Origin of the sequence: Thiocapsa rosea (genome assembly GCF_003634315.1) — a bacterium.
GTDB classification, from domain to species: Bacteria; Pseudomonadota; Gammaproteobacteria; order Chromatiales; family Chromatiaceae; genus Thiocapsa; species Thiocapsa rosea.
Map to the genome: position 1 here is coordinate 3,224,297 of NZ_RBXL01000001.1, position 25,814 is coordinate 3,250,110.

21 protein-coding genes, 1 tRNA gene and 3 pseudogenes are annotated in these 25,814 nt (G+C 64.0%); 10 read left to right on the plus strand and 15 right to left on the minus strand.

The window, feature by feature from the left end:
- Position 1: 1 nt before the first annotated feature.
- On the plus strand, positions 2–1,831 hold the full coding sequence (locus BDD21_RS14475; protein WP_170164762.1) for an arylsulfatase: 1,830 nt from the start codon (positions 2–4) through the stop codon (positions 1,829–1,831).
- A 62-nt stretch (positions 1,832–1,893) separates the two neighbouring features.
- On the plus strand, positions 1,894–2,886 hold the full coding sequence (locus tag BDD21_RS14480) for a transporter (RefSeq protein ID WP_120797750.1): 993 nt from the start codon (positions 1,894–1,896) through the stop codon (positions 2,884–2,886).
- A 323-nt stretch (positions 2,887–3,209) separates the two neighbouring features.
- Here the strand turns inward: BDD21_RS14480 and BDD21_RS14490 are convergent, their stop codons facing one another.
- From BDD21_RS14490 to BDD21_RS29235, 6 genes and pseudogenes are all read right to left on the minus strand, one after another.
- Positions 3,210–4,400: a patatin-like phospholipase family protein gene (locus BDD21_RS14490; protein ID WP_120797751.1), complete on the minus strand. Its 1,191-nt coding sequence runs from the start codon at positions 4,398–4,400 to the stop codon at positions 3,210–3,212.
- Between the two features lie 208 nt (positions 4,401–4,608).
- Positions 4,609–4,929 (minus strand): hypothetical protein, encoded by a 321-nt coding sequence (locus BDD21_RS14495; protein WP_120797752.1) that lies wholly within the window; start codon positions 4,927–4,929, stop codon positions 4,609–4,611.
- 11 nt (positions 4,930–4,940) lie between these two features.
- Positions 4,941–5,774: a DUF2092 domain-containing protein gene (locus BDD21_RS14500; RefSeq protein WP_120797753.1), complete on the minus strand. Its 834-nt coding sequence runs from the start codon at positions 5,772–5,774 to the stop codon at positions 4,941–4,943.
- Between the two features lie 157 nt (positions 5,775–5,931).
- On the minus strand, positions 5,932–6,255 hold the full coding sequence (locus tag BDD21_RS28655) for a hypothetical protein (RefSeq protein ID WP_245969605.1): 324 nt from the start codon (positions 6,253–6,255) through the stop codon (positions 5,932–5,934).
- A gap of 53 nt (positions 6,256–6,308) precedes the next feature.
- Complete coding sequence (locus tag BDD21_RS28660; protein WP_245969607.1) at positions 6,309–6,479, minus strand: hypothetical protein; 171 nt, start codon at positions 6,477–6,479, stop codon at positions 6,309–6,311.
- Positions 6,480–6,804: 325 nt separating this feature from the next.
- Positions 6,805–6,975, minus strand: a pseudogene (locus BDD21_RS29235) (hypothetical protein); the annotation flags it as partial.
- Here BDD21_RS29235 and BDD21_RS27860 point away from each other — a divergent pair.
- Together BDD21_RS27860 and mgtE are read left to right on the plus strand one after the other, a co-directional pair.
- Complete coding sequence (locus tag BDD21_RS27860) at positions 6,920–7,162, plus strand: hypothetical protein (protein ID WP_170164764.1); 243 nt, start codon at positions 6,920–6,922, stop codon at positions 7,160–7,162. The pseudogene BDD21_RS29235 and the gene BDD21_RS27860 overlap by 56 nt on opposite strands.
- Positions 7,149–8,528: a magnesium transporter gene (mgtE, locus tag BDD21_RS14510; protein WP_120797755.1), complete on the plus strand. Its 1,380-nt coding sequence runs from the start codon at positions 7,149–7,151 to the stop codon at positions 8,526–8,528. Before BDD21_RS27860 ends, mgtE begins: the two co-directional genes overlap by 14 nt.
- Before the next feature lie 209 nt (positions 8,529–8,737).
- Here mgtE and BDD21_RS14515 read toward each other — a convergent pair.
- Positions 8,738–8,977 (minus strand): annotated as a pseudogene (locus BDD21_RS14515) (transposase); the annotation flags it as partial.
- A gap of 409 nt (positions 8,978–9,386) precedes the next feature.
- A tRNA-Arg gene (locus BDD21_RS14520) sits at positions 9,387–9,470 on the minus strand.
- Positions 9,471–9,818: 348 nt separating this feature from the next.
- Between BDD21_RS14520 and BDD21_RS14525 the strand changes: the two genes are divergently transcribed.
- On the plus strand, positions 9,819–10,556 hold the full coding sequence (locus BDD21_RS14525; RefSeq protein ID WP_120797756.1) for a type IV toxin-antitoxin system AbiEi family antitoxin: 738 nt from the start codon (positions 9,819–9,821) through the stop codon (positions 10,554–10,556).
- Positions 10,553–11,494, plus strand: a complete 942-nt coding sequence (locus BDD21_RS14530) for a nucleotidyl transferase AbiEii/AbiGii toxin family protein (RefSeq protein WP_120797757.1) — start codon at positions 10,553–10,555, stop codon at positions 11,492–11,494. The genes BDD21_RS14525 and BDD21_RS14530 overlap by 4 nt, the downstream gene beginning before the upstream one ends.
- 444 nt (positions 11,495–11,938) lie before the next feature.
- Here the strand turns inward: BDD21_RS14530 and BDD21_RS14535 are convergent, their stop codons facing one another.
- On the minus strand, positions 11,939–13,852 hold the full coding sequence (locus BDD21_RS14535; protein WP_120797758.1) for a UvrD-helicase domain-containing protein: 1,914 nt from the start codon (positions 13,850–13,852) through the stop codon (positions 11,939–11,941).
- The gene (locus BDD21_RS29380) at positions 13,849–15,753 is read right to left on the minus strand and encodes an ATP-dependent nuclease (protein ID WP_211335060.1); all 1,905 of its coding nucleotides are present in this window, start codon (positions 15,751–15,753) and stop codon (positions 13,849–13,851) included. The genes BDD21_RS14535 and BDD21_RS29380 overlap by 4 nt, the downstream gene beginning before the upstream one ends.
- Positions 15,754–16,360: 607 nt before the next feature.
- On the opposite strand from BDD21_RS29380, the gene BDD21_RS14545 reads away from it, so the two are divergent.
- Positions 16,361–17,650 (plus strand): ISL3 family transposase, encoded by a 1,290-nt coding sequence (locus BDD21_RS14545; RefSeq protein WP_120797760.1) that lies wholly within the window; start codon positions 16,361–16,363, stop codon positions 17,648–17,650.
- A gap of 876 nt (positions 17,651–18,526) precedes the next feature.
- Positions 18,527–18,988 carry a hypothetical protein gene (locus BDD21_RS14550; protein ID WP_120797761.1) on the plus strand — a complete coding sequence of 154 codons (462 nt, stop codon included), beginning with the start codon at positions 18,527–18,529 and terminating at the stop codon, positions 18,986–18,988.
- Positions 18,989–19,077: 89 nt separating this feature from the next.
- On the opposite strand, the gene BDD21_RS14555 is transcribed toward BDD21_RS14550, so the two are convergent.
- From BDD21_RS14555 to BDD21_RS14570, 4 genes and pseudogenes are all read right to left on the minus strand, one after another.
- A complete protein-coding gene (locus BDD21_RS14555; protein WP_342769625.1) occupies positions 19,078–19,977 on the minus strand; it encodes a cytochrome P450 in 900 nt (299 codons plus the stop codon).
- On the minus strand, positions 19,974–20,192 hold the full coding sequence (locus tag BDD21_RS14560; protein ID WP_120797762.1) for a hypothetical protein: 219 nt from the start codon (positions 20,190–20,192) through the stop codon (positions 19,974–19,976). Before BDD21_RS14560 ends, BDD21_RS14555 begins: the two co-directional genes overlap by 4 nt.
- Positions 20,193–20,210: 18 nt before the next feature.
- Positions 20,211–21,056, minus strand: a complete 846-nt coding sequence (locus BDD21_RS14565; RefSeq protein ID WP_120797763.1) for an ExeA family protein — start codon at positions 21,054–21,056, stop codon at positions 20,211–20,213.
- A pseudogene (locus BDD21_RS14570) lies at positions 21,053–21,658 on the minus strand (IS481 family transposase); the annotation flags it as partial. The gene BDD21_RS14565 and the pseudogene BDD21_RS14570, both read right to left, overlap by 4 nt.
- A 174-nt stretch (positions 21,659–21,832) precedes the next feature.
- Between BDD21_RS14570 and BDD21_RS14575 the strand changes: the two are divergent.
- Together BDD21_RS14575 and BDD21_RS14580 are read left to right on the plus strand one after the other, a co-directional pair.
- Positions 21,833–23,065, plus strand: a complete 1,233-nt coding sequence (locus tag BDD21_RS14575) for a tyrosine-type recombinase/integrase (protein WP_211335061.1) — start codon at positions 21,833–21,835, stop codon at positions 23,063–23,065.
- Positions 23,062–24,003: a tyrosine-type recombinase/integrase gene (locus BDD21_RS14580; RefSeq protein WP_120797765.1), complete on the plus strand. Its 942-nt coding sequence runs from the start codon at positions 23,062–23,064 to the stop codon at positions 24,001–24,003. Before BDD21_RS14575 ends, BDD21_RS14580 begins: the two co-directional genes overlap by 4 nt.
- Positions 24,004–24,092: 89 nt before the next feature.
- Here the strand turns inward: BDD21_RS14580 and BDD21_RS14585 are convergent, their stop codons facing one another.
- A complete protein-coding gene (locus BDD21_RS14585; RefSeq protein WP_120795595.1) occupies positions 24,093–25,745 on the minus strand; it encodes a DUF6399 domain-containing protein in 1,653 nt (550 codons plus the stop codon).
- Positions 25,746–25,814 lie beyond the last annotated feature (69 nt).

Here is a 25,814-nt window from a genome sequence, read left to right on the forward strand (position 1 = left end):
GATGAAAACCGTATTGCCGCGCTCGCCGCGATCCACCGTCCGGAAGGCGGGCAGCCTGATCTGCGCGCTTGGGATCTTTGGCCTGGCGGCCGCGCTTGCCGCGCCCGCCGGCGCCGCGGACACCTCTCGCCGCCCGAACATCGTCGTCATCCTCGGCGATGACATGGGGTTTTCCGACATGGGCTCCTTCGGCAGCGAGATCCGAACGCCGAGCCTCGACGCCCTGGCCAACGAAGGGGTGCGCTTCACCAACTTCTACACCCACGCGAGCTGCTCGCCGACGCGTTCCATGCTGCTGAGCGGGGTGGATACACACCGGAACGGTCTGGGCAACATGGACGAGTGGACCGCGCCCAACCAGCGCGGCGTCCCCGGCTACGAGGGCTATCTCAACACCCGGGTGCTCACGCTGCCGCAACTTCTCAGGGATGCCGGCTACCACACCTACATGGTCGGCAAGTGGCACCTGGGCAAGGACCCGGAGCTGATTCCGGCCGCGCGTGGATTCGAGCGCGATTTCTCGCTGCTCGACGGGGCGGGCAGCTACTGGGACATGACCAATTTCACCGGCGCATCGCCGAAGTCGGTCTTCACCGAGGACGGGCGTTATCTCACCAAGCTGCCCAAGGACTACTACGCGACCAAGACCTACACCGACAAGCTGATCGAGTTCATCGACGCCGACCAGGGCGACGGCAAACCCTTCTTTGCCTATGTCGCCCATCAGGCGCCGCATGATCCCTATCACCTGCCGGGGGAATGGCGTAACCGTCATGTCGGCGAATACGACAAGGGTTGGGATGCGGTACGACAGCAGAGGTTGCAGCGCCAGGTTGCGCTCGGCATTCAGCCCGCGGGCACGCAGCTTGCCGAACGCATGTGGTTCGTCCCCGATCCCGTCACGCTCGCGCCGGCGGCCAGGGCAACGCTCGGCAGGAAGATGGAGCTCTATGCCGGCATGATGGAGAACATGGACTTCCACGTCGGCCGACTCATCGACCACCTCAAGACGATCGGCGAGTACGAGAACACGCTCTTCATCGTCTTCGGCGACAACGGCGCCGAGGGCGTCGATCTGTTCAAGTTGATCGCGGGCCAACCGGGCACGCGCGACTTCCTCTTCGCGGCGATCAAGTGGTCGCAGACCCATCCGAAGGCCTGGGGCGACCCGGGCTCCTATGTCGGCTACGGCCCGATGTGGGCACAGGTGTCGATGACGCCCTTCAGTCAGTACAAGGGCTGGGTCGCGGAAGGCGGCATCCGCAACGCGCTCATCGTCAGCGGTCCGGGCGTCGAACGGCCAGCGGGGAGCATCAATGATGGGCTCATGCATGTGGCCGACATCATGCCGACCCTGCTCGAGATTGCCGGCACCGACTATCCGAAGAGCCACGAGGGGCGCGAAGCCCCCGAGCTCATCGGCACGTCCTGGAACCGGATGCTGAGAGGCCAAGCGCAGTCGCCGCGCAGCGACAAGGACACCCTCGCCTGGGAGATCTTCGGCAATCGCGCAGTGCGGCAGGGGGACTGGAAGCTGCGCTGGCAATACGAGCCGTTGGGCAAGGGCGATTGGGAGCTTTTCGACCTCGCGACGGATCCTGCCGAGCGCAATGATCTGGCCGCGGCACGCCCCGACAAGGTGCGGCAGATGGTCGCCCTCTGGGATCGGTACGTCCGCACGAACAACGTGATCCTGCCCAGCCGCTCCCCGTTCGAGACCCTGAAAGATCAGCTTCCGCCGCGTGTCCCGGATGACCCCGGCTTCCCGCCGCTGATCAACAAGGGGCAGTTCGTGCCGCCCGAGGACATGCTGGCCGATCCCGAGCGTTGACCCCCAGGCGAGATACGGTGCCGACCCAATCATTCTTCAAGCAGGATGGAGAGTTCACGTCCATGAGAAAAGGTTCGATGAAACAGGCCATGCGATCGCGGTTGGCGCTCGTTACGCTGCTCGCCATAGGCGCGCTCGGCCCACTCAATGCGCTCGCCCAAATGCCGGCGCGCTTCTATTGGGATACGCTGTCGGGCGCAAGCGCGGTGCCGCTTATTTTCGAATCGATCAGCGGCAACACCAACCCCTTCGATCCGGCGCATATCGTGACACCGGGCGCGAACTTCGACGCCACCATGGCCATTGCGGGTTACGCGCGGACCTTCTCGTTGTTCGATCGCGCGGCCATGGCGGCGATCCTCCTGCCCATGGGGCGAATCTCGGGCGACGTGACCGTCGCCGGCAGGACCTTCAACCAGTCGGCCAGCGGCTTCGGCGACCCGATGCTCGAATTCAGCATGACTGTCATCGGCCCGCCGGCGCAGAAGAACATCCCCGATGTCATCCGCTACGAGCCGGGGTTCACACTGAAATTGCTCGCCGACCTGGCGCTGCCGATCGGCGAATACGACGACGACCAACCCCTGAACATCGGCCAGAACCGTTGGTACGGGCGCTTCGGTCTGCCCATCGTCTGGCAGCTTGGCCCCTGGGTGCCGGGCCGGCGCACGACCTTGGAATTCCTGCCCGCCGTTTGGCTCTTCGGCGACAACACCGACTATGTCGGGCAGACCTTGTCGACCGATCCCATGTTCCAGCTGGACGCACATCTGACGCGCGACTTCACCGAGCACCTCTGGGGCTCGCTCGATGCCGCCTGGTACAACGGCGGCAAGGCGACCGTCAATGGCGTCCAGGGTGAGGCACTCGACAACATCGGGATCGGGCTCACCCTCGGCTATGCCGTCAACGACAACCTGAATCTGACCCTCGGCTACAAGTCGACGATCAACGACGACGCACCCGGTGATCTTCGCATGGACGGCTTCATGGCTACTCTCGTCTTCGGTTGGCACCCGCTTCTCGAAGGCTCGCGCAGGCTCAAGAGCGAGTAGCGGCGGTCCTGCCCGAGCATGAGCGAGAACGGGTGGCCCGAAGCGCCCTATTTCGATCAGCGAAAGACACGGCTTGGCCTCGTCGACGGGCGATGTATGAGCAGCCCCCCGACGCCGTGCTCCCCGCGAGCACGGACGCAATCAGAGACGCGCGATCGGGAGATGAAGGCGCTCCAGCGCTCGGCATCGAGCCTGAAGTGTTGCTGATCGGCCAGGGTCTCGTCGGCGCGCTCCAGTGCGCAAAGGCCGAGCGACGTCGATCACCCGAATCCGATCACCCCCGACAGCGTGATCGGGTTCGATCGCAAGTATCCGAAAGCCCGTCAGAAGCCCGGCGGCGCCTTCTCCCAGGGGTAGCCTTTTGCCGCCATGTCGTAGCCGGTCTTGTAGAGGGCGCGCATGAACTCGGTATCGAACTCCTCCCGATGCGGTGCATTGAAGCTCGCGGGGACATAGGCCAGGTTGAAATCCACACCGTCGCGCTGGCTCGTCAGATAGATCCGGTACAGATCGCCGATGCCCTGGGTGTGGATGAGCGATGAGATCGCCCGACCGGCGATGCTCATGGTCCGGCGGTCCACTTGAGCCCATTCCGGGTCGAGACGCGCGTTGCGAATGATATAGGCCCGCCGCTCGCGCTGAGTGCCGAGCTTGCGGGAGAGCGCTTCGATGTCGAGTGAAGGCGGATAGACGAAGACCTGCGACATGGTGCCGCCGTCCACATGCATCTCCTGGTAGGCCTGCCCGTTGGCCTCGACATCGATCATGACGGGCGGGAAGGCGCCGGGGATGGATGCGGAGGCGATCATGAGGGACCGGAACAGGTCGAGCGCATTCGGATCTTTGCTTGCAGCGATCTTGGTCAGATTCCAGAGCACCGTCTGGCGTGCATCCAGGTCCACGGTGGCGACGAACAGCAAACGCCCTTTTTCGTACTCCCGCGCTATGGCATCAAGCAACGACTGATCGACCTCCCTGCTGACCAATTTCCAGAGTGGGGCATTGTCCGCCAGGGCGTCGTTCGTCACCGCAGCCAATAAAGAGCGCGGCCTGGCGATGTCCGTGGGGCCGGTCGTCGTATAGAAGCGTTTGAGCTGCTCGTCGTGGGCCGGGCCGAGAAAGGCAAAGGGCGCAATGAGGGCACCGGTGCTGACGCCGGTGACCAGTTTGAATTCCGGCCGATCGCCCGCCGCGGTCCAGCCGTTGAGCAGCCCGGCGCCAAAGGCGCCGTTGTCGCCGCCGCCCGAGACGGCCAGGAAGGTTGCGGGGGGCAAGCCGCCGTGTTGGCCGCTGGAGGCCATGAGCGCCTGCTCGCGCCGCACCGAGGCGATGCCCTCGCGCTGGAGTGCCTCGGTGTCGATGCCGACACGGTAACGCACCTCGGCCATGCCGGGGATAACGGCTTGGTCGGTGAAGGCGGTCGGCACCGCGTCCTTCCGTACCGGTCCCGCGCAGCCTTGGGCGAGCAGAACGGCCGTCATCGCGATCAAATAAAAAACGTGTTTCAAGGTCATCTTGTTTCGCCTCTTGGGCCTCTGGATGTGTATCGCCTAAACCGCGTCTCTGCTAAGGGCCGTGGTCGCACCAGACGTTGACCTCACTCGAAGTGGTGTTCATTCTCTCTCCACGTTCAGCAGCCGATGCCCGGCTCCAAGAGGGGCTACACCGCTTCCCCGGGAAGCGGTCGCCCCGATTGACTGTCGCGCGCAGAATGGATGTGGATCAGCGAACCCCGACGCGATTAACGGGACCGCCCAGGTTGCGGCCGACACCACCGCTGTAGCCGACCCCGGCCTTGCCGGCACCCGCTCCGGGCAGCACGCCGACGCCCGAGGCCGGCCCGCCGACCCCGCCCGCCCCGACACCGGGCGTCACCGCCCGGGCCGTGGTGCGTCGCGCCACGCCCGCATAGCTCACCGGTGTCGCCGGGGCGCCGACGACGGCCTCGGCGTTGGCGATCAGACCGAGACGGGCACCGGGAACCATCTGCCCGATGATCAGCCACCCGGCCAACGCCAGGCCGAGGATAGCGATTTTATTCATAAGCTTACTCGTCATTTGCTTTCTCCAATAGGTGCGCCGGGGGGTAGCTCGTCGAGGTCCATGAGGTCATCGGGTTCCAGCCTCCGTGCGCCGGCGGGCGGGATGAATGCAAAGGCATCCGCCGCCGGCTCGACATCGGTCTTCCAGTCCTTCACATGCAGCGTGTACTGAGGGGCGCTGTTCATCGTCTTGCTGGTGATGACCAGCTTGCGCGGGATGGGGTGTTCCCCGACCTCCACCCAAAGCTGCCAGTCGGTGTCGAGATTGCGGAAGGCGAGATGCTCGCATTCAACCCCGTCGATGACGCCGCGGCCGATATGCTTGGCCTCCAGGACCCCGTCCACGAGCACCTCGTAGCTGTTGGACAGAAGCAGATCGGCACCCGGCAGCGCGACACCGTGGCCGGCCCGCAATGCCTCGATCAGATCATCGACGCTGGCCGGGCCGTCGAACTGGGCATAGGCGTTGATGTGCTTGCCCAAGACGCTCACGGTCTTGCCGTCGAAGATCATCTCGACTTCGGCATAGCCGCCGATACGGTGGGCGCGCAGCTTGTCCGGGCGGCTCAAGAGGACCCCACCGGAGTTGGTGAATTGGATCTTTTCCAACTGCGGGGTGATGACCTCGATGGAGCTGTCGAAGTCGAGCGCGATGGTCGTCTGGCTAGCCACATAGTCCGACATCGACTTGAGGATCGTCTTCGCGTCGTCTGGCTCGGCCTGCGCTTGGGCGAGCGTTCCCGCCGCGCTCAAGGCCATTGCGAGGACGATCACGCGGGTCGCCGGGCGGCCGCGCTTTTCGGGTTGGATACTGCTGCTCGATCGCGCAGTAAGGTCGCTCGTCATGGGTCGGACTCCTCTGGGTGTTGCCGATGCGTACTCGGCTTGGTCGGTGTTAAACCGCGCCCAGCGCGGTATGTGATGTTTTTGGATGGGATTGGTCTCGGCAGACGCGACGATCGTCGGAGTCGGCGCGGTTTAACGTTTCAAAAAATATGAAATTTTAAACCGCGTTTCCACCAAGGTCGGTGATATCCCCAAGGCCGAAGACAACCTGAAAATGATGCATATCGCTCCGGACGCGGTTGAGGGTCGGTTGTCTTGGATATCGGCATCCGGCGGCGGTCTGCGTTGCCGACGCCATTGCCGATGCCGTTCCCAACGGCAGGAACCACCGGGTGTCGGGGATCAGGACCTGACCGCGGACACCGACCTCGAGGTCAAGGTTGGCGGCGACGCTCGGCAGCCACAGATAGGGTGCAAGCTGAACGTGCCAGCGGTCATCTTCCGGATCAATGACGCTCGACGCGTGCGATTGATATTTCACGACAAAATGACCCAAGACCGGAGCGTGCGCCACGGCGAGGCTTGGAGCCTCGATTAAGGCAACTCCCAGGATAGTACGCTCAGTCCGGCTGATGCGCCGAGCGCCATGCGACCGGGGTGGTTCCCGACCAGCACCGAAAGGCGAAAGGCACGGGAGAATGCCGTGACATCCGCATACCCCAATGCGCTCGCCACGTCCCGCGTGGCCAGACGGGTATCGCGCAAGATGATAGGCGATCTCGGAGCGGGTTTGGCCCAGCAGCGCATGGAAGCTGGTGCCTGGATCCCGAAGTCGACGATTGAGTGTGTGTCGATGCATCGCGAAGAGCCGGGCCACCTGTTCCAGACCGACGTCGTCCGGGCCGGCACCCGCGATCAGTCGTCGGCGCAGAAGATGCCGAACCCTCTGGGCAAACGTCATGCCGGCCAAGGCTTCGAACGCCTCCAGGTCTTCGATTGCCTGCGAGAAGGCAAGGGCATTCGGGCTCCGGAGCGGTCGGGCCAGATCGGCCGAGGGGAAGACAATGGCGGCGTGCGGGGCGCCGAATCGCAGGCGGACCCGGAAATGTGCCTGGTATGGCACCGTCTCTGCGGGTCGATTGCGGGGCAGGCAGACCTCGCTCGGCTTCCACGCCGGACCGACCAATGCCTTCACGAGGTTCCGCATGATCGCCACGGTGCCAGATGAGCCGGGCAAGCGTTGGCTCGAGGGGTTCGCCATCGGGTTTCAGCACGTCGGCGGCGTGATAGAGCAGGGGGCCGAGTTGGACCGTTCCACCGGCGTCATAGATCGCACGGCTGGCCAAAATGATATCGTCAAGATGAGGCCGACGCCCCGAGAAGGCGTCGTGTTGCCTCGTCCGGGCCGCTGCCCGGAGGAATTGGAGCATAGCGATGACCACCGATGATCTGAGACTCGCCGCGCGCGGCGATGCCCACGCCTTGGCGCGTCTCTCCGCGGCACTCAAGGCGCAAGACCTCGGGGAACTGGCCGACGCAGCGGTTGCACTTGAGCCGGCCGAGACTGCGCGCCTGATCTTGCAGCTGCGACCGCGGCGTGCTCGGGTGCTGTTGACCCTCTTGGACGATACCCCCAGCCTGGCGCTCCTGCAGGCCCTGGATCCCTCCGTTTCGGATGTCCTGCTCGATCGCGAGCAGCAGGCGCGGATTGCAAAGATCGTTGCCAAGCTGCCGGTCGAGGACGCAGCGGACTTTCTCGCCGAGTCGCCGCGCGACCTGGTGGAGGATACGCTGGCGGCGCTCGATCATCCGCCTGAGCTGGTGCGGGCCTTGGACCATCGCAACGAGACGGCGGGGGCCCTGATGCGTCGTCGTTTGGTGGCGGTGCCGCTCGATTGGACGATCAGTCAGGTGGTCAACGAGATCCGCGAGCAATCCAATCGCATCGATCGCTTGTACGCGGTGTACGCGATCGATTCGGAGCGCAGGCTGCACGGCTATTTGAAAGTCCGTGATCTGCTTTTGTTGGCGCCCGAGACCCGGGTCGGCGATGCCATGCACAGGGACACCATCATGGTCTCCGCCGGCATGGATCGCGCCGAGGTCGCGCGCATCGCCGACCGTGCCCAGCTCCCGGTAATCCCGGTCGTCGATGCGGAGCTTCATTTGCTCGGACGGGTCACCGGCGACGAACTCAGGGCGATCGATCGCGCCGAGGCCGAGGAGGACATGAAGCTGATGGCGGGTCTGGCCCCCGATTCGAGTGCGGCAGACGGTCCGCTCCAGATCGTCCCGCGACGATTGCCTTGGCTCGCCGCGGGACTCCTCGGCTCAGGCACGGCCTCCTTTGTCGTGGGCTCCTACGAGGACGCACTGACCGAGGCGGCCATCCTCGCGAGCTTGATCCCGATCGTGATGTCCTTGGCCGGAAACGCCGGGATTCAGGCCTCGACCGTTACCGTGCAGGCCCAGGCATCGGGTGGATTCTGGATCGGCGATCTGGGCGGGCGGATCCTGCGCGAGATTGGCGGTGCCCTCCTCAACGGACTCATCGTCGGAATCCTCGTGGCGCTCGCCATCCTCGGGATCGCCGAACTCATACCGATCGAGCGCCCGCTCGATCTGGGGTTGACTGCGGCCTTGACTCTGGTGGCCGTGACCACTCAGGCGGCGACCATCGGTTCGCTCGTCCCGGTGGTCCTTGAACGTTTGGGGTTCGATCCAGCGGTGGCGACCGGCGTCTTCATCACCACGTCCAACGACGTGATGGGCGTTCTGATCTTTTTTGTGATTGCGACTGCGGTCTATCTTTAGACTTTAACCGCGCCCAGCGCGGTGTGCCATGTTTTTGGATGGGATCAGCCTCCGCAGACTTGACGCGCGTTGGAGTCGGCGCGGTTTGAACCGGCCTGCCTCCGGCCCGGGATAGGGATAGTCGCGCCGGTGAGCTGAGATGCTTTCCTGGAACGGATCGACCGACGTGTGGGGCAACTCAAGTCGCCCTTACGGACATGCCCTCTTTTTTATCCTTTAAGCGCAATAAGGCGCTTGAGGTTCCATCCCAGACACACCAGCGCCCACTCGCCCTGCACCGCACGCAGACCGCGCAACAGGAATTGGCGAAAGCCCTGCACTTGCTTGATGCCGAAGACGGTCTCGACCGTGGCCTTGCGTTTGGCATAGCGGGCCTTGCCGTCACGGGTGCGCAGCCGATACGCAGTAGCCTCGGCCGGTGTCGGCTGGCCTTGGGGGGCGGGCGGGTCGTCGGCGAGCCGCTCGGCCAGGGGCATCAGTTCCTCGACCTCGCCCTTGAGCTGTTCCTCCAAGCGGCGCGACTCGGTGGGAAGCATTCCCAATCGTTCCGATGTGGTTCGGCTGGCCTTGGAGGCATATCTTGGCGTTGAACCGAGCGAAGCAGGCATCGGCGACGATAGGCCCAAGGGCAGTAATCAAAAGCGCCGGTCGTCTCGCGCGGCCTAGAACTTGTTGGGCCACGGAGGCTATAGCCGGGCCACCGGTGGGCCACGGGCTTAACCGAGGCCATCGCCGGGAGTGAAGGCAGGAATCAATTGAACATGCGCCGAGGAGGCGCGAAAGACGGTAAAAGCGGACGAGATAGCCGGCCTGATGGCAATCAGGATTTACGATAACTTATTGAGATTAGAAGCGATTTGGCGCGCCCGACAGGATTCGAACCTGTGACCCCAGCCTTCGGAGGGCTGGATCCCTAAACAAAAACAACGGCTTGCCAGACGCCCGCACCGTAAATGGCACATGCCGACACATGCAATTCCATACAGAATGGCACATAAACAGGCACAGACAATTCGGCCTCGGGGGACAGCCTCGCTTCCATCTCGAGGGGCAGGGGTCATCCAGTCGATGACGGCGATGCAATGACGCTAATTCCGCACATGCCTGAAGCGTTCAGCGCACGGGAGGATACCGGAGAGGCAAGGGGGAGGGTAGCCGGGGCCTCTCACGCTGGATGACCCAACGGGTGATTGGGATTGATTGGATATATTGTCGTTGTCGTAGTCTGGCTACGACTGGGAGAATCAGATCAAATTGACTTTTCTTTGAGAAAGTTATATCAATCGTAGTATGGCTACGACTGGCGCAAGCAAGTTAAATACGCTCTACACCCGGCTGGCGCCGGGGACGCCGCTGACCTCGGAGGACCTCGCGGCGCTGGGCATCTCCGCAGACCTGGCCGTTCACTACGTCCGGGCGGGGTGGCTCATGCGCCTGGCGCGCGGCGTCTACTGTCGCCCGAACGAGATCCTGGCCCTGCATCCCAGCCTGCTGCTGTTGCAGCGCAGATTCGACGGTTTACATATCGGCGGCAAGTCGGCATTCGACTGGTACGGCCTGCGCCAGTACGTGTCGCAGCAACCTGTGCTGCACCTGTACGGCTGGATGGCGGCGCGCCTGCCGGAGTGGTTCACCGCGCATTTTCCGGCCGAGTATCACCGCAAGCGCCTCTTCGCCGAGCAGCCGGACGCCTTGCTGCACGTCGGCCCTTTCGAGCAGCGCAGCGGGGCGCCGCAGGTTTCGGTGCCGGAACGCGCGTTGCTGGAGCTGTTGAGCGAAGTCGGCGTGCGCCAATCGTTGCAGGAAGCCCGCGAACTTGTCGAAAGCGCCTACAGTCTTCGCGCCGACGTGCTGCGAGAACTGTTGCAGCACTGCACGAGTGTGAAGACCGTCCGGCTCTGTCTCCAGCTCGGCCGCGAAGGTTCGCTGCCATGGGCCGTCAAGCTCGATCCGGCCAAGCTGCCGACGGGCAGTGACCGGCCTTGGGTGTCCCGATCGGCCGACGGCCTCTTGGTGCTCAAATCATGAATCCGGTCTATCTTGATACCGCGCGTCTGCTGACGCAGGTTGCGCCGTTGGTGTTCGTGGATGACACCTTCGCGTTGAAGGGCGGCACGGCGATCAACCTATTCGTTCGCGACATGCCGCGCCTGTCGGTCGATCTCGATCTGGTCTTTCCCGACCATGCACCGCCGCGCGAGGAGGCACTGGAGCGCATCAACGACGCCATCCGGCGGGCTGCCGAGCGGTTGATGAAGCGTGGGTTCCAGACGCATGCGCCGGCGGCAGATGCCGGCGAAACCAAGCTGCTGGTGCGTCGTGGTCGTATCGAAGTCAAGATCGAAGTGAATTTCGTGATGCGCGGCACAGTGCAGCCGGTGCGTCGCGCCTCGCTCAGGCCTGTCGCCCGTGACCTGCTGATGGCCGACCTGGACATCCCGGTGGTTTCGCTGGAGGACGTGTACGGCGGCAAGCTGGTCGCGGCGCTGGACCGACAGCACCCGCGAGACCTGTTCGACGTGATGCAGCTTTTCGCGCATGAGGGCATCACTCCCGGTATCCGGCGCGCCTTCGTTGTCTATCTGGCGAGCCACAACCGTCCGGTACATGAAGTGCTATTTCCACCGCTGCGCGACATCCAACACGACTACGCGCACAACTTCGCGGGCATGACCGCCGAGTCGGTGCCGCTCGATGCATTGCTCTCCGCGCAAGAGCGCATGGTTCGCGAACTCCAGCAGGGGCTGGACGACAACGAGCGACGCTTCCTGCTGTCGCTGGTCGCCGGCACGCCCGACTGGTCGCTGCTGGGCATCGCACATCTCGAACATCTGCCGGGCATCCGTTGGAAGCTTCACAACTTGGCGCAGTTGCAGAAGACCAATGCGAAGAAGTTTGCCGTGCAGGCCGATCTGCTCGCCGCCAAGCTGGCGGACAGTACGTCGCTGGCGTCTCGGGAGCATTGAAAGCAGAGAGCAGGTGTTGTTTCCAAAACGATGTGGTCACGAACTTCTAGAATTCGCCCACCTCACCATCGGCCATCTATCCCACGATGCGACACCGCCTAACGGGTGTTCGCAAGGTCTGAGCGAACCAGACCGGCCACCGAGCCGAGCCAGCCGACCGATCGCTGTGCCCCAGCAATGGTCACTGGCTCTGGGAGGTCTGAGAGGAAGAACACGGCCATGAACAGCCAGCGGCAGAGGGAATAACTGCGTCGGGTGAGAGTCGGCTCCAATGCGGGAAGCTGTCATTCCACAACGGGGCTTCGTTGGCGACTGATGGCCGTCAGCGAAGGGTCTGTTTGCGACGTAATTGACTAGAAAGTGGCAATTCGCTTGCCAGTCGATTGCTGCTAATCGCCCGTACCGCGATTGTCATAAGGTGATATCGATACTCCCTTTTTTCACTTACGGTCCGAGGAGCTCGATCTCGTCACGCTCAAACCAGCACGTTTGAATCATGGCATCGCGCGCGAGCGCGGGATCTGCTGCGTAGTAGACGACCGCGAGGCTCTCCTCGGCGCGACTGCAGGTCACATAGAAAAGCCGACGCGTCCGGTCAATCGAGGTCTCCTTGCCGGCCGCTTCATTTTCAAGGTCGGTCTTGCTCTTGTCCTTCACCCCAAAGAGCTTGTCGTAAGCGAACATAAACCCGCGGGCTTCCTCGTCGCTCGCGATGACCATTACGCGCGGGAATTCCAGCCCTTTGACGCCCTGATGCGTGTCGAACTGTGAAACGCCCCGGACATAGCGGTCATATTTCTCGATCTGATCAAACGGCGCCTCGAGCGCTTGACGCCACCCGCCAAGCTCACTGTTGAGATCAATCTCTTCTTCCTCGTCGGCTTCCTCGTTAGCCTCTCCGCCGGGATGACCTTCAGGCACATCTTCGTCGGCGGTCGCGAACGGCACCAGCACGTCGGGGATCGTGAAGAGACGGGTCTCGGCGACATAGCCCAGCACAGCGCGCGCCGAGGGCTGTTCATCGGCCGACACCAGCGCCAGCAGACCCTCGCAGGCCGCTTTGGCCTTGTTGAGAATGTCGGACTGCTTGTCACCGGCATCTTCAAGCGCCTTGCGCTCAAGGAGCGGCGAGGTGCGCCGGACGATCGCGGCGGCTGCGAAGCGGTCGGATGCGCGCAGGGCGGCCACAAGCGGCAGGATCTCGCGCGTGAACAATCCGATGCCGGCGCCGGTCCCCTGGAGGAAGCTCGTCCGAATGCGCTCGACCGAATAGAGCGGTTCGAAAAACGCCTCGAACCCAAAGCGGCGAGCCGACATCAGATGCTCCAGAGCAAGCCTCTTGATCGCCTCCGATCCCGCAGCCCAGGTCTGATCCCCCGTGAACTGCGCCATTTTCGCGGCGATCATGGCTTCGACCGCCGTCTTGTCGGCCGTCGCATGGGGCACAACGAACAGGCGGACGACGCCCACGCGGGCGTCGCTGCGCGGGACCTGTTTTTCACCATCGATGTCGTGGCGAAGCTTATTGATGAGCTCGATGACCCTGGTTGGGCAGCGATGGTTCATGCGTTTGCGTGGCCGCGCCCAGCTCGCGGGGATCGCCTCGGCGAGGCGATCCTTCCCGTCGGCGTAGATGCGCTGCATGAGATCGCCGAAGAGACCAAGGCAGAAAGTATCGCGATACGCCGTCTCGACGTCGAGCAGCACATCCATGAGCCTGCGGCTTGTGTCTTGGCTCTCGTCGATAAGCAGGATCGGAAAGCGAGTGACCAGCAGGCGCCGCAGACCGGGCTTCGCGCCCAGGAAATCGGCCGTCATCGCGATGACCTCGGCATGGCTAAGGGCGTCGCGGGTACGGTTGTCGCCAGTCGGGCTGTAGACGAACCGCGTGATCGCATCGAGCCCAGCGTGGCGGCGTAGCTTGCTCTCGATCGAGCGGGCGCGGTCCGCGGCGGCCTTGCTGCCCGCCCGGCCCTTGGCTTGAGCCTCCTCAAGTTCGGCGACATCTTGAAGCAGCCTTGTGGCGAGCCACCGTCGCATGTCGGTGTCATAGCGGGCGATCAGCGACCAAGCGAAGGCATGGATCGTCGACACCTCGACGCGCGGGTCGAACTCGAGCCGCTGCTTGATCTCGTCGCACGCCGCATTCGTATAGGTAATAACACCGATTTTCTGCCCGGTCAGCGACAGGTGCCGACCTTGCTCGCGGCAGACCGTACGAATTGCGTCTACAAGCGAACGTGTCTTGCCAGAGCCCGCGCCCGCATAGAGGAAGAAGCTTCTCGGTTTGTCCAAGTCTAGGCAGGCGAGGATCGTCTTGTCGGCCTCGGCATCAAACTGATCGTCGGCGGCGCTCATGCTCCCGCCTGCTCGGCTTGCTCTGACTGCTCAGTCTGCTCCGCCTGGGGCAGGATCTCGACCTGCTTCTTTTTCAGCTGCATGAGGAGCCATTCGAGACCCTCGGCGATGTAGCCGGGCACGACGATGCTGTCGAACTTCTCGACCTCGAGGACGTCGAGTGCGAACTCGGCTTTCTTGCCGCTGTTGAGGGCGCGATACATACATTCGCCGATCGCGGTCGCGCCGCCGCCGGCTGCGATCGCGTCGCTGAACTTGCGCACCAGACCGGTCCCCTTGAGCCCCGAGAAAAAGGTAAGGTTTTGGAACGCGAGCGCATCCTCGAATGTATAGGGATAGGCCGTTTCCGGCTCGGCGGACCCAGGTGCGATCACAGCCAGCGGCGTCTGATAAGCGACGCGCACCGCGAACAGAGGATCACCGTCTACGCGCAGCGTCTTGTCCGCGGCATCGGCATCCATGAGGGCATCGACGTCCTCGACGCTCGGCACCCAAGTCTTCAGGGTCGCGTTGTTGGTCTTCTGGTTGGCACCCTTTGCCGGCTGCACCAATGCGCCGCCGGTGCCGTCGAGCGTATCCAGGTCGGTGATGATCAGCGTCAACAGCCCGAGATGGTTAATCAGCGGCTTGAGACGATGCGCATGGCTGCCGCCGATCTCGAGCAGCGTGATGTAGCACTGGTTGAGCTCGTCATAATGCGCTCTAATGAAGTTGGGGACGAGCATGCGCTCGGCTGGCCCTTCCACTAGGATGGCGGCATCGGCAAAGAACAGATCGGCATGCTGCGCACGCAGGTAGCGCGTAACGAACCGCTCGGTCTCACTTCCAGGACCGAACACTTCGGACAGGTTGACAACGGTCGAGACCGGCACCCGGGCCGCCATGCCGGCCGGTAGCCGACGGAAATAGCGTAGGCAGGAGAAGGAAATCTCATGCGCCACATGGCTTGAGTGGGTGCTGACCACCAGCTGGGTGCTCAGCATCTTGCTCTCGCCCAAGTCCTCATGGGCGCGCAGCACAGCGTAGGCCTTTTTGATGAAGACCTGCTGGACCTGGGCGTGGAGATGGGCCTCGGGTTCTTCGACTAGCACCAGATGGAGCGGCTCGGTGTTGGTGATCGTCGCACCCTTCGACGCCTTGCCGACGCGCATCCACGCGTCGCGGAAGCTCATCAGCCGGAAGATCATCGAGATCAAATTCTGATAGCCGAGCCCGTTATTGGACTCGGGCAATCGGAGTAGAGGTGTGGTTGCGCCATCCTGAGCGATCACATCGACTTCAAAGCTGATTGCCGCGCTGTGATTGAGACCATCAATCGCCTTCAGTCGGGTTGATACGCGCGGACGTGGATCGGTCACGCCGGGATAGCCCATGCCTTCGACCTCAGTGAAGGCGGCCTTGAAGCTCTCGGTCAGCCGCTTGTCGAATGTATCTTGGGCGGCCTCGATCGCCTGGAGTGCCCCGAGATCCTTCGGATCTGGTCCCTTGGTCGGATCGAGATGCTTGGCATAGTAGCTTCTCAGCTGGTCTGACAGACGGCTGCCCACCCCGACGGCAGGGGCGTCCTCGTCATCTTGGCCAGACTGCTCTTCACCGAACCCGCGTTGTGCGGGGATGTCGTGCACACGGATCAAGCCGTTCAATGGATCGCCTTCGATCGGCAGCGACACGGCCGGCAGCGCCTGCGGTCGCGCCTGGGACTTGTCGGGCACCGCGAGCTTGGCAGGATCCAGCGAATAGGGACGGATTGTGAAGTGGGTGGAGAGCTTCTTGCTGAGAAAGTCGACAAGGTTCGCCGGCCAAATCGTTAGCTTGGGAGGATCCGGCGGTGGATCGGCGTCCCGATGTTCCTCCGCCGCAGCGACATTTGCCGCTTCCTTCATCGCCTCGGCGTCGCTCACGGCGCCAACAAAGTCCTTGTACAACAGGCCGAGATCCTTGGGCTCGTAGCGCAGTCGGACGCCCAGCCTGCCACCTTCCCAATCGAGCGTCGGGATCAGATCGCGGACATGATGCATCTCGCCGGTCTCGACGTGCAGCCAGAGGTCAAGCGTCGGTAGAACGCTGACCCACGGGTCGACGGCCAGATCGATGACGTCCCCGGCGTAACGCGCTGCGATCCAGCTTTCCCCGAGCGCAATGATCTCGGACCAGTGGCACAGGGTAAAGTCATGTATCTCAAAGGGGCAGCTGCGCGGCGACAGAAAGCGGCGCATTGCGAGCATTGCCGAGGTCTTGCCACTGTTGTTAGCCCCGACGAAAAGTGCCTCTGTTACGTTTCCTGTGGGTCAGGGCTTGACTCCGCCCCGGCCGGTTCGCACCCTTTAGAGCACATTTCGTCAAACCTGTTGCTGGGCCTGTGGGCATGTGGGCGCGAGGCCCGAGAGTGTGGTCAACCGGTGGGCCGCGCCGGCGATGAGCTCGCAACCGGCACGGCCTTGCTCGGCGCGGTCCAGGGGTTGTCCACACGGCCCGCAGGGCTCGGGCCGGTCCGTAGGACGCGTCCACATGTCCACAGGCCAACCGCCGGAGGTCGCCGCCGTGGATTCCGCATCCTTGTTCACCGTCGCGTTGGGGCTGCAGACACCTTGGGAGGTCCGCGAGGTGGCCTTCGATCCGAAGGCCGGACGCATCGATTTCGCGGTCGGCTTCGCCCGCGGGACCCGCTTTATCTGCCCGCACTGCGGGGCGGAGCACCAGCCGGTGCATGACACGCAGGCGCGGGAATGGCGTCATCTGAACTTCTTCCAGTTCCAGGCCTACATTCAGGCCAAGGTGCCGCGGGTGCGCTGCGGCGCCTGCGGCAAGACCACCCAAGTCGAGGTGCCGTGGGCGCGTCCCGGCACCGGCTTCACCCAGTTGATGGAGGCACTGATCGTCGCCTTGTGCCGGGCGATGACGGTGCGTCAGGTCGCGCAGCTGCTCGGGGTAAGCGACATGCGCGTGTGGCGGGTGCTCGATCATTATGTTGAGCAAGCGCGTGCGCAGGAGGACTTCTCCGGCGTCACCGCCGTCGGTCTGGACGAGACCGCAGCGCGGCGCGGGCACCATTACATCAGTCTCTTTCACGATCTGGAGGCGCCGCGGCTGTTGTTCGCCACCGAGGGGCGCAAGGCCGAGGTGGTCGCGCAGTTCGCCGACGACCTCGAGGCCCACGGCGGCTGCGCGGAGAACATCCGCGATGTCTGCATCGACATGTCGGGGAGCTACCGCAGCGGGGTCGAGGAACAGCTGCCGTGGGCGAACATCACCTTCGATGAATTCCACGTCATCCAGCTGGCCAATCAGGCCGTGGATGCGGTGCGCCGCGCGGAGGTCAAATCCACGCCCGTGCTCAAGCGCAGCCGCTACATCTGGCTCAAGGACCAACAGGACTGGAGCCGCCGTCAGCTGCGCCAGTACGTCGATCTGCGCCGCCTCAACCTCAAGACCCACCGTGCCTACCGCATCAAGGAGAGCCTGCGCGAGATCTTCCGCCTGGCCAACTCCCGCGAGGAGGCCGAGGCGTTGCTCACACGCTGGTACAGCTGGGCCCGGCGCTGCCGCCTCGCGCCGATGAAGGACTTCGCCAAGACCGTCAAAACCCATTGGGACGGCATCCTCAACGCCTTCGATTCCAAGCTCACCAACGGCCGCGTCGAGGCGGCGAACGGGCTGATTCAGGCGGCTAAGGCCAAGGCCCGCGGCTACGGCACCGTGCGCCATCTCATCACCATCGCCTACCTGGTCGCAGGCAAGCTCACGCATCTGCCGGCGTGTCCGTTTGCGAACAAACAGTGTGCGAAGGCATCAACATGATCCGGGGAGACCTGGACGGTTTACCCACACCAAACGCAAGAGAGCCCGAAAAGTGTTGTGGTGGTCGAGAGATCGACGCGTGTCGACAGCAGCTTTCTAAAGTTGGCGATTTCGACGAACTCAATATGCACCTAAAATCTCCCACCCAGATCCGGCCTATATTTTCCCTTACCCATCTCTTTCAGCGCCACGACAGTGTAAACCTTCATAAGGGACTGCTAAACCGTGTTCTCACAGCGAAAGGGCGTTTGAAATCGCGCCGCGCTTCTTAGTCACGTGTACAACCGTTGTTTCACAAACCAGAGGATTATTCTGTGGAAGGGCCACGGCCCCTTCGGCCGATGAACCGGCAGTGGTGGGCGCAGCACCAAGGGCAGCTCAACCCCCTGAAGCCGCCATTCATTACCCCGAAGGCTGAATGGCCCTTGGGGTTGTTACTTGTCCCTGGTTGAAGCGCGCTCGACTTTCCGCTTTCAGGATCGAAGAGTCACTCGCTTCCGGTTGATGGGAGACGGCTCCTGGCCGACTGCCGGCGGTCGACGAGAGGCGGCGGGGCTTCTACTAGGCTTGCCTCTGCGGAGGTGGGGCGTCGCGAGCCGAACTGGCGGTTGCGCGAGATCCTAAGCAACAACCCGTCGAGGTCGTATCGCCACAACCGCTGTAGGGCGTCAGTTAAACGGGTGCTCCAGCGGTGGTAGCAACTCCGGGTCAATCCTCAGCACGATGCGCCTTGCCTGGCCGGGGGTGGAACGACCCTCGCTGTTCCAGCCGGACGAGCGTCGAGTGCTCAGAGGGTGGTGACATGACTGTAGGGACTACCCATGCGACGGCGCACGGATGCCTTTGCGACCGGTGCGGTACGCTACGGACAGACCCTTGGGCCTGACAAAGAAGGTCACCGTGAGCTACTCGACCCGCATCTACATTCTCGGACCGGACGACACTCTGTACCGGCTGGCCAGCGCGACGTTCTCCCGCATGGTCGATGACCCGAAGAGCCACCGACTGGAGCGCTTCGCGGGCCAGCGCGTGCGGATGGCCGAGGTGATCGTGGAGGTGCGTGATCGGGCGCCCTATGCCGTCGTCCGGCTCGTCTACGAAATGCTCGGGTTCGATGCCGAAGGGCGGTTGGACGGCGACACGTTCATACGCCGGAACACGGCGTTGGCGGAACTGGCCATCGATCCCGCGGTGCCTCGAATGGTGGAAGCGGAGAAAACCGTGGTTGCCGCCGGCAGCCGCTTCATCGCGCGAGGGGGATTCTGGCATCCTTCCGCGGCGCTGGAGCGGGAGATTCTGCGCGCAGCGCTCGACGAGACGCCGTGCAAGCGGCTCTAGCGCGATCGGGCTCAGGCGTCTGAGATAGCACTGACCTGGATGGCCACAGGCTCAGCATCCGGGTTGCGCGCGACGGAGAGTGGCGCAGATCAGGCCGCCTCGCGAGCCGGCGTGCGCCGGTGCAGGCGCAGCGGCATGCCGCCTTTTGGGCCGAGCGTGATCTGCGGCTCCAGTTCCAGTTGCTGGTTCGGATGCATGAGCGCGAACCGGTAGCGCTGCCCGATGGTCGCCAGAATCAGCGGGCCTTCGACCAACGCGAATTGGTTGCCGATACAGATGTGCGGGCCGCCTCCGAAGGGGAAATACTTGAACGTGTGCCAGCGGCGCACGGCGTTCTCGGCAAAGCGCTCGGGATCGAAGCGCTCCGGATCCTCCCAGAGCTCGGGGTGGCGATGCATGGCGTAGGGGCTCGTCATCAGGACGCTGTTCGCCGGAATGCGGTGCCCGCCGATGTCGAGTGGCTCGGCGGTGGCTCGCATCAAGAGATAGGCGGCCGGGTAAAGCCGCAATGCCTCCTTGAAGACCATCCGGGTATAGGGCAGACGCTCCAAATCATCGAATCCGGGCGGTCGCCCGCCCAAGACAGTATCGATCTCCGCGTGGAAACGGGCCGCGATCTCCGGCTGGCGCGCCAGGTGATACCACACGTAGGTGAGCGTCAGGGCCGTGGTGTCGTACCCGGCGAGATAGAGCGTGAGCACCTCGGCGCGGATTTCCTCGTCGGATAGGCGCGCGCCGGTGTCGGCGTCGGTCATGTTCACCATCATGGTCAGGAGGTCGTCGCCGTCCGCACCGCTCGCGCGACGCCGGTGGATCGCCTCCGAGACGATGCGGCCGCGCGTGTCGGAGAGTGCCTGAGTGCGGTCAGCGATTTTGATGGTGGCGTGATCAAGTTGCGTGATGGGGTTCGGTGAAGCGCTCCCCGGTCTCGCGCGGCCGGGGTGTGGGCCGACGGCGCGAGGTGGATCAAGCGCGGTGACGGGACTCAGAACAACAGGGGATCGTCGAAATCCGGTCCGTCGAACAGGTCCGGTTGGTGGTCGTGAGGCCGGTTTTCCTCGCGTTCGGCATCGCGGATTTGGGAGGCGTAGCGGGTCTCGAACTGATCGGTCAGTCGGAAGAGGACCTCCCGGATGGCGAGGACCGCGTCATCGGACAGGGGTGGCCAGAAGACTGGCTGCAGGGTGGTGTAGGGCTGCGGCATGGTGGTGCTCCGAGTCGGTCAGCGTGGCAGGGCGGCCCGCCGCGGGGTGGCGGTGGCGGGCGGGGTGAAGACCTCGAGGAACAGCGCCTCGTCGAGCCGGGGTCGTTCCTGTTGTGCGGCGACGGCGAGCAGCTCGGCGGCGAGTGAGGCGAGGATGCGGTCGTTGCCGGCGGCGTGGTCGCAGAGGGTGTGTTGCAGGGGCTCGCTCATGAGGGCGGCGTTGCCGGCGCTGGCGCACAGGTGTTGCAGGCAGGCGAGCAGCTCCTCGCGGCGGGCGTGCTCGGTGGCCAGGCGGGTGCGGATGCGCGAGCCCAAGGGCAGCAGCTCCTCGCGGCGCAGGTGATCGGTGAGGCGGGTATCCCCGGCGAGGACGACGCACAGCAGGGGTTGGGAGTCGAAGCGGGCGCTGGCGAGCAGGCGCAGCTCGTTGAGCACGGCGGGACTCATCTCCTGGGCCTCGTCCACCAGCAGCACGGCACGCCGGCGCGTCGTCTCCAGATGGCCGAGCCAGGTCGCACGCAGCGCCTTGAAGCCGCCCCAGCGGTTGTGCGGACGCAGCGGGACGCTGAACAGCTCGCCGAGCTCGCGGTAGAAATCCCCGAGGCTGCTTTGCGGATGATCGATGGCGCCGACGCTCAGATCCGGGAGCCGGGCGAGACGCTCGGCGAGCAGACGCAGCACCACGCTTTTGCCGGTGCCCGGTTCGCCGTGGATCATCGCAAAACCGCCTTCGCGGATCTGCGCCTGTTCGATGCGCCACAGGAAGTGTTCCACGCGCGGGGGGATATAGAGCGCCTCGATCGGCAGTTCCGAGGAGAAGGGATGCCATTTCAGGCCGTAGAGGGCGAGCAGTCGCGCATTCATCGGGTGTCCTCGGCGGTGTTCAGGGGCAGATAGGCCGGCGGCAAGCCGGTCGCGGCATGGGTCTCGAGCAGTTGGCGCAGCAGCGGCGCCATCCCGCTCGGTGTGCTCGGTTGCGGCACCGGTGCGCCGGGCACCAGCGCACGGCGGGCCTCCCCGGCATTGGCGGCCTTATCCAGCGGGCGCAGGGGACTCAGGATCGCGCCGCTGTGCGGATCCACCAGATCGACATGGGCCAGATCCCAGCGCGCGTAGCGTAGATGCACCGTCTCCAGGGCGCGGTAGCGCGCGGGGATCTCCAGGCGGATGCCGGCCAGGCTGACGGTGCCGTCGGCACGGCGCTGGCGCCGGGCGACCTCGATGCGAAAGGCCGTGCGCAGGGCAGCGGCGTCCGGACAGGGGCGCGCCACGGTCGGGCCCTCCAGATAGCGCGCCAGCGGCGTGGTGGCCAATTCCGAATGGGTGCTGCGGTGATACTCCTGCTCGACCCAGGCTTGGGTGGCGTGGTTGAGGGCCTGCAGCGTCAGCCCGGACTCGCCTTCGAGCATCGCCATCAGGCGGCCTTCCACGCGACCCCAAAAGGCTTCTTGCTTGGCATTTTGATAGTTATGTGGCCGACCACATAACTATCAGTATGTGGCGCCCGAAACTATGTGGCCGAGCACTGAACTGCCCACCTGATCGCTGAGCATCGGCCAAAAAGACGCCACATAACTGCGGCGCTGTTGGTCATCATGACGCCTCTTAATAGAAGGAGGTTGATCATGATTGAGACGCTCTTGAAGCGGTCCGCCGTGCTCGCTCGCTACCAGGAAGCCCCGTATGCAGTGGACAGAGACGCTTTCCTGACAAGCTGCGCGCAAGCGGGCTATTCCAACGCCATGCTGAAGAAGATCGCCTGGGGGTTGCTGGCGGTTGCCGACAGCATTGATCTCAGCGTCCAGATCAGTACACAGGACATTGAGCTGGCCGTGGATCGGCGGACGCATTTCACACGCCAGGGGACCGATCCCCAAGCGAACGGCTCGCCGGACACGCGACAGTTGCTCGTCCGCTTCGCCACGCAATGGGTTCGGAGCATGGGCGCGTTGCGGTCGCCCGAGGGGGAGTACTCGCCTTTTACAGCGCAGTGTGAGGTCTTTGCCCGGTATCTGCGCGAGGAACGCGGCTTGTCGTCGGTGACGATTGCCACGCGCCGTGAGCGCCTGGTGTGGTTTTTCCGTGAGCTGAATCCGTCTCGGCAAGCCTTGTGCGACATCGTCATCTCCGACATCGATGCGTTCCTGGAGGCGAAAGGCAAACAGGGTTGGACACGCGCCTCATTGTCCGCCTTGGCTGGTTCCTTGCGCAGTTTCTTCACGTTTGCCGAAGCCCGAGGTTGGTGTGCTCCGGGACTGGCCGCTGTCATCGAGTCGCCTCGGCTGTATGCCCGTGAAGGTCTTCCCGAAGGTCCCGACTGGAACGATGTCCAGCGCCTGCTGGCCAGTTGCAACACCGATCGCCCTGTCGACATGCGTGACCATGCGATTCTGCTGTTACTGGCGATGTACGGCTTGCGTCGAGGGGAGGTGGCCGGGCTGTCTCTGGAGGATCTGGACTGGGAACAGGACCGGATCCAGGTACGCAGGCCCAAGCAACGCCTCGCGCAACGCTACCCATTGCAGCCCGCCGTCGGTCAAGCCATTCTGCGCTATCTGCGTGAGGTCCGACCACGGTGCGCCGAGCGGGCGCTCTTTCTTTCCCTCCTCGCACCGATCCGCCCGCTGTCGGCGGCAAGCATCACGGCCCTTGTCCACAATCGCCTAAGTCGTCTCGGCCTGACGCTGGCGCCGCGTGGGGCGCACTGTTTGCGGCACGCCTGCGCCAGTCATCTGCTGGCTTCGGGATTTACCCTGAAGCAGATCGGTGATCACCTCGGTCATCGCGCGGCCAATTCCACGTTGAGTTACACCAAAGTCGATCTGGCGGGGCTCCGGCAAGTGGCCGACATCGATCTGGGGGCACTGCGATGATCCTCAGTGCAATCGTCTCACAGTACATCTCCCACAAGCGTGCTTTGGGTTACCGGTTTCAGACCGAGGACGCGATCCTCCGGTCGTTCTGTCGTTGCGTCGGTGACCAGCCACTCGCGCAGATCGAACCCCAAGATATTCTCCCCTTCCTCAACGGCAACGGACCGGTGACGGCTTACTGGGAGAAGAAATACCGCGTTCTGTCGGGGCTCTACCGGTTTGCCCTGGCCCGTGGCTGTGTGGTCTGCATCCCGCTGCCCCGGACGGTTCCCGCGCAGACGATGCCCGCGTTCGTCCCGTATATCTACACTCGGGCGGAACTCAAACGCTTGCTCGAGGCGGTGCCTGCGGCCTGTTGCAACCGAGCACGTATCGATGCCGACGTGTTTCGAACCGTTCTGCTCCTGCTCTACGGCGCGGCGCTGCGGATCAGCGAAGCGCTCTCGCTGAGCATCGCCGACGTTGATGTGCCGCGCGCCTGCCTGCGGGTTCGCGGGACGAAGTTCTACAAGACGCGTGATGTGCCATTGGGCGCGGACCTGACACAGGTCCTGAGCGACTACGTTCGTGCCAATCAGCGCCTGCAGTCGGCCGCCGCAACGGCGCCTTTGTTCTGCCGTCGGGATGGTACACCGCTGACGAAGTCTGCCGTCCAAGGTGCCTTTCGACGCCTCCGCATCGCGGCGGGGATTGTTCGCGAGGGCGGTCCAAGGCGACAACCACGCCTGCATGATCTTCGCCACACGGCAGCCGTCCATCGTCTCATTGCGTGGTATCGCAACGGTGCCGACCTGAACGATCTGTTGCCCAAATTGGCCACCTATCTCGGACACGTCGATCTTTCGGCGACGCAGCGTTACTTGACCATGACGGCGGATCTGCTCCACGAGGCAAGCCTGCGCTTCGAACGCTATGCACTGGAGCACGCCCATGAGTGAACCCAATGTGCTCGGTCCTTGGGTGCGGCGTTTCCTGCTCGAGTATTTGGTGTTGGAGCGGGCCTTGATCATCGATTGGTCCACTGTTGCTAAGCCGCCACAGGAACGAGGTAAGGCTGCCTTGCCGGGCGCGGTCGTCGTCGGGCCGGTCGGGCGGGCCAGGGCATGCGCTCGAGCACCTGCTCGAACAAGGATGGGTGGGGTTGAGCGAAGAAGCGCTCGGCGGCCGTGGTGCCGTCGGGCCGCTTGATCGCAAAGTTGTGCAGGGCGGTCAAGACCTGCTGCTTGCGCGGACTGAGTCGGTGATGCCCGTGCTGATAGAGCGCGAGGAAGCCGTTGCGTCCCTCGACACAGGAGCTGCTGCGCTGGAACAGATCGGCACACTCCCCGGCGACCTGCTCGAGATGGTGACGGGTCTGCGGATCCAGCGACTGGATCGGGTGCGAGGGCTGCCTCAGCGGGGCGAGACGCTGCGCACTCAGTGCTCGGAGTCGATGACGGGGCTCGGCGCGGGTGCTGCGTGCGGCGACGCGCTCCAGATAAAGCGCCGGGATCAGATCGTCGAGCATCGCCTGCTCGATGGCCGGTGCCAGGTCCAGCGCCTGCACCCGGGTGTTGACCATCATGAAGAAGAAGGTCAGCGTGGCGACGAGGCTTTGAGTCAGGCGCTTCGCCTTGGCCAGATGTGCGCAGAGACGCTCGGAAAGATCCGCTTCCTCGGCGATCGCCTCCAGGCGCGCAAACAGCGTTCCCAGACGCGCCTCCAACTGCTCGGGGGTTTGCGCCTGTCCCTGTTGGATCTCGTAGGGATGATCGACCTCGCTGAACGCACCGATCAGGGCTTTGGCCTCGGCGCGGTGCGCGTGGGCCTGCTCGCGCGCAAGGCTGGCTTGGACGTAAGCGCTCAGCGCCTCGTCGATGCGCGCGGCGAACGCCGGCGGGCGCCCGGGGCCGTGGCGGCGCCGATGATAGGCCTGCTCGGCGGCGCATTCGTCTTGCCAGCGCGCCTTCGCCTCGGTCTCCGCCGTCTCGGCCTGTTGCTCGGCGCGCTTCAGCGACAGACTCATCGCCTGGCTGACCTCATGCTGCAGATGAAACAGGTCCGTGGCATGGTGTGCGCCCAGATCACGCTCGACATGCGCCAACAGCCCCTTGGCCTCATCGCTGGTGCCTTGCACCACCGTGACATTCAGCCCCTCGAGTCCACCCTCGAGCGCCCGTGTCCAGGCCGCCGCCGAGCGCTCATCGCTCCTGTGCTCGAGCAGGATGAAGTTCGAGACCGCATCGATGCCCACCAAACGCATGCCGTCTTTCCACGTCTCATCTTCGGCGATGCTCAGTGTGCGATGGGGCATGGCTTGGGCCAGCGTCCCGCGCAGTTCGGTGGCGGCGGTGACGATCTGCTCCTCCAAGCCGGCATGGAACGCCTGCTGCGCACCGTAGGAGGCGCCGATGAATGCCGACAGCCCACTGCGCTCGAGAAAATCGCAGACCACGCGCACGCCCGCGCCGCCCTGCTCGCCGATGCTCCAGTGCGCGGCAACCAGGATCCGGCGCAGCCACACCACGCCCTCGGGCGTCTCGACGAAGGCCGACAGCGCCGCCGGCGCCGATGGCGCAGGGGACGCGTTCCAGTGACGCAGGGTGCTGCGCGCCACGCCGGCGCCGCTGACCGCCGCGCGTTGACTCTGCCCATCCTGCTGGGCTTGCGCCACCGCATGCAGGTGCTTGGCGCGATCCAAGCGATCGTGGATTGGCGTGGGGCGTCGATCTGCACTAGAGTCGACACAGGCAGGAGCATCGGACAACGG

Bases quoted from the DNA above. Each gene is read 5' to 3' on its own strand.
- BDD21_RS14480 (WP_120797750.1), top strand. From the start codon at position 1,894: ATGAGAAAAGGTTCGATGAAACAGGCCATGCGATCGCGGTTGGCGCTC.
- BDD21_RS14580 (WP_120797765.1), top strand. From the start codon at position 23,062: ATGATCCTCAGTGCAATCGTCTCACAGTACATCTCCCACAAGCGTGCT.
- BDD21_RS14535 (WP_120797758.1), bottom strand. From the start codon at position 13,852: ATGAGCGCCGCCGACGATCAGTTTGATGCCGAGGCCGACAAGACGATC.
- BDD21_RS14530 (WP_120797757.1), top strand. From the start codon at position 10,553: ATGAATCCGGTCTATCTTGATACCGCGCGTCTGCTGACGCAGGTTGCG.
- BDD21_RS14565 (WP_120797763.1), bottom strand. From the start codon at position 21,056: ATGAATGCGCGACTGCTCGCCCTCTACGGCCTGAAATGGCATCCCTTC.
- BDD21_RS27860 (WP_170164764.1), top strand. From the start codon at position 6,920: ATGATCGCCACGGTGCCAGATGAGCCGGGCAAGCGTTGGCTCGAGGGG.
- BDD21_RS14560 (WP_120797762.1), bottom strand. From the start codon at position 20,192: ATGCCGCAGCCCTACACCACCCTGCAGCCAGTCTTCTGGCCACCCCTG.
- BDD21_RS14500 (WP_120797753.1), bottom strand. From the start codon at position 5,774: ATGACGAGCGACCTTACTGCGCGATCGAGCAGCAGTATCCAACCCGAA.
- BDD21_RS14545 (WP_120797760.1), top strand. From the start codon at position 16,361: ATGTCCACAGGCCAACCGCCGGAGGTCGCCGCCGTGGATTCCGCATCC.
- BDD21_RS14495 (WP_120797752.1), bottom strand. From the start codon at position 4,929: ATGAATAAAATCGCTATCCTCGGCCTGGCGTTGGCCGGGTGGCTGATC.
- BDD21_RS14490 (WP_120797751.1), bottom strand. From the start codon at position 4,400: ATGACCTTGAAACACGTTTTTTATTTGATCGCGATGACGGCCGTTCTG.
- BDD21_RS14475 (WP_170164762.1), top strand. From the start codon at position 2: ATGAAAACCGTATTGCCGCGCTCGCCGCGATCCACCGTCCGGAAGGCG.
- mgtE (WP_120797755.1), top strand. From the start codon at position 7,149: ATGACCACCGATGATCTGAGACTCGCCGCGCGCGGCGATGCCCACGCC.
- BDD21_RS14525 (WP_120797756.1), top strand. From the start codon at position 9,819: ATGGCTACGACTGGCGCAAGCAAGTTAAATACGCTCTACACCCGGCTG.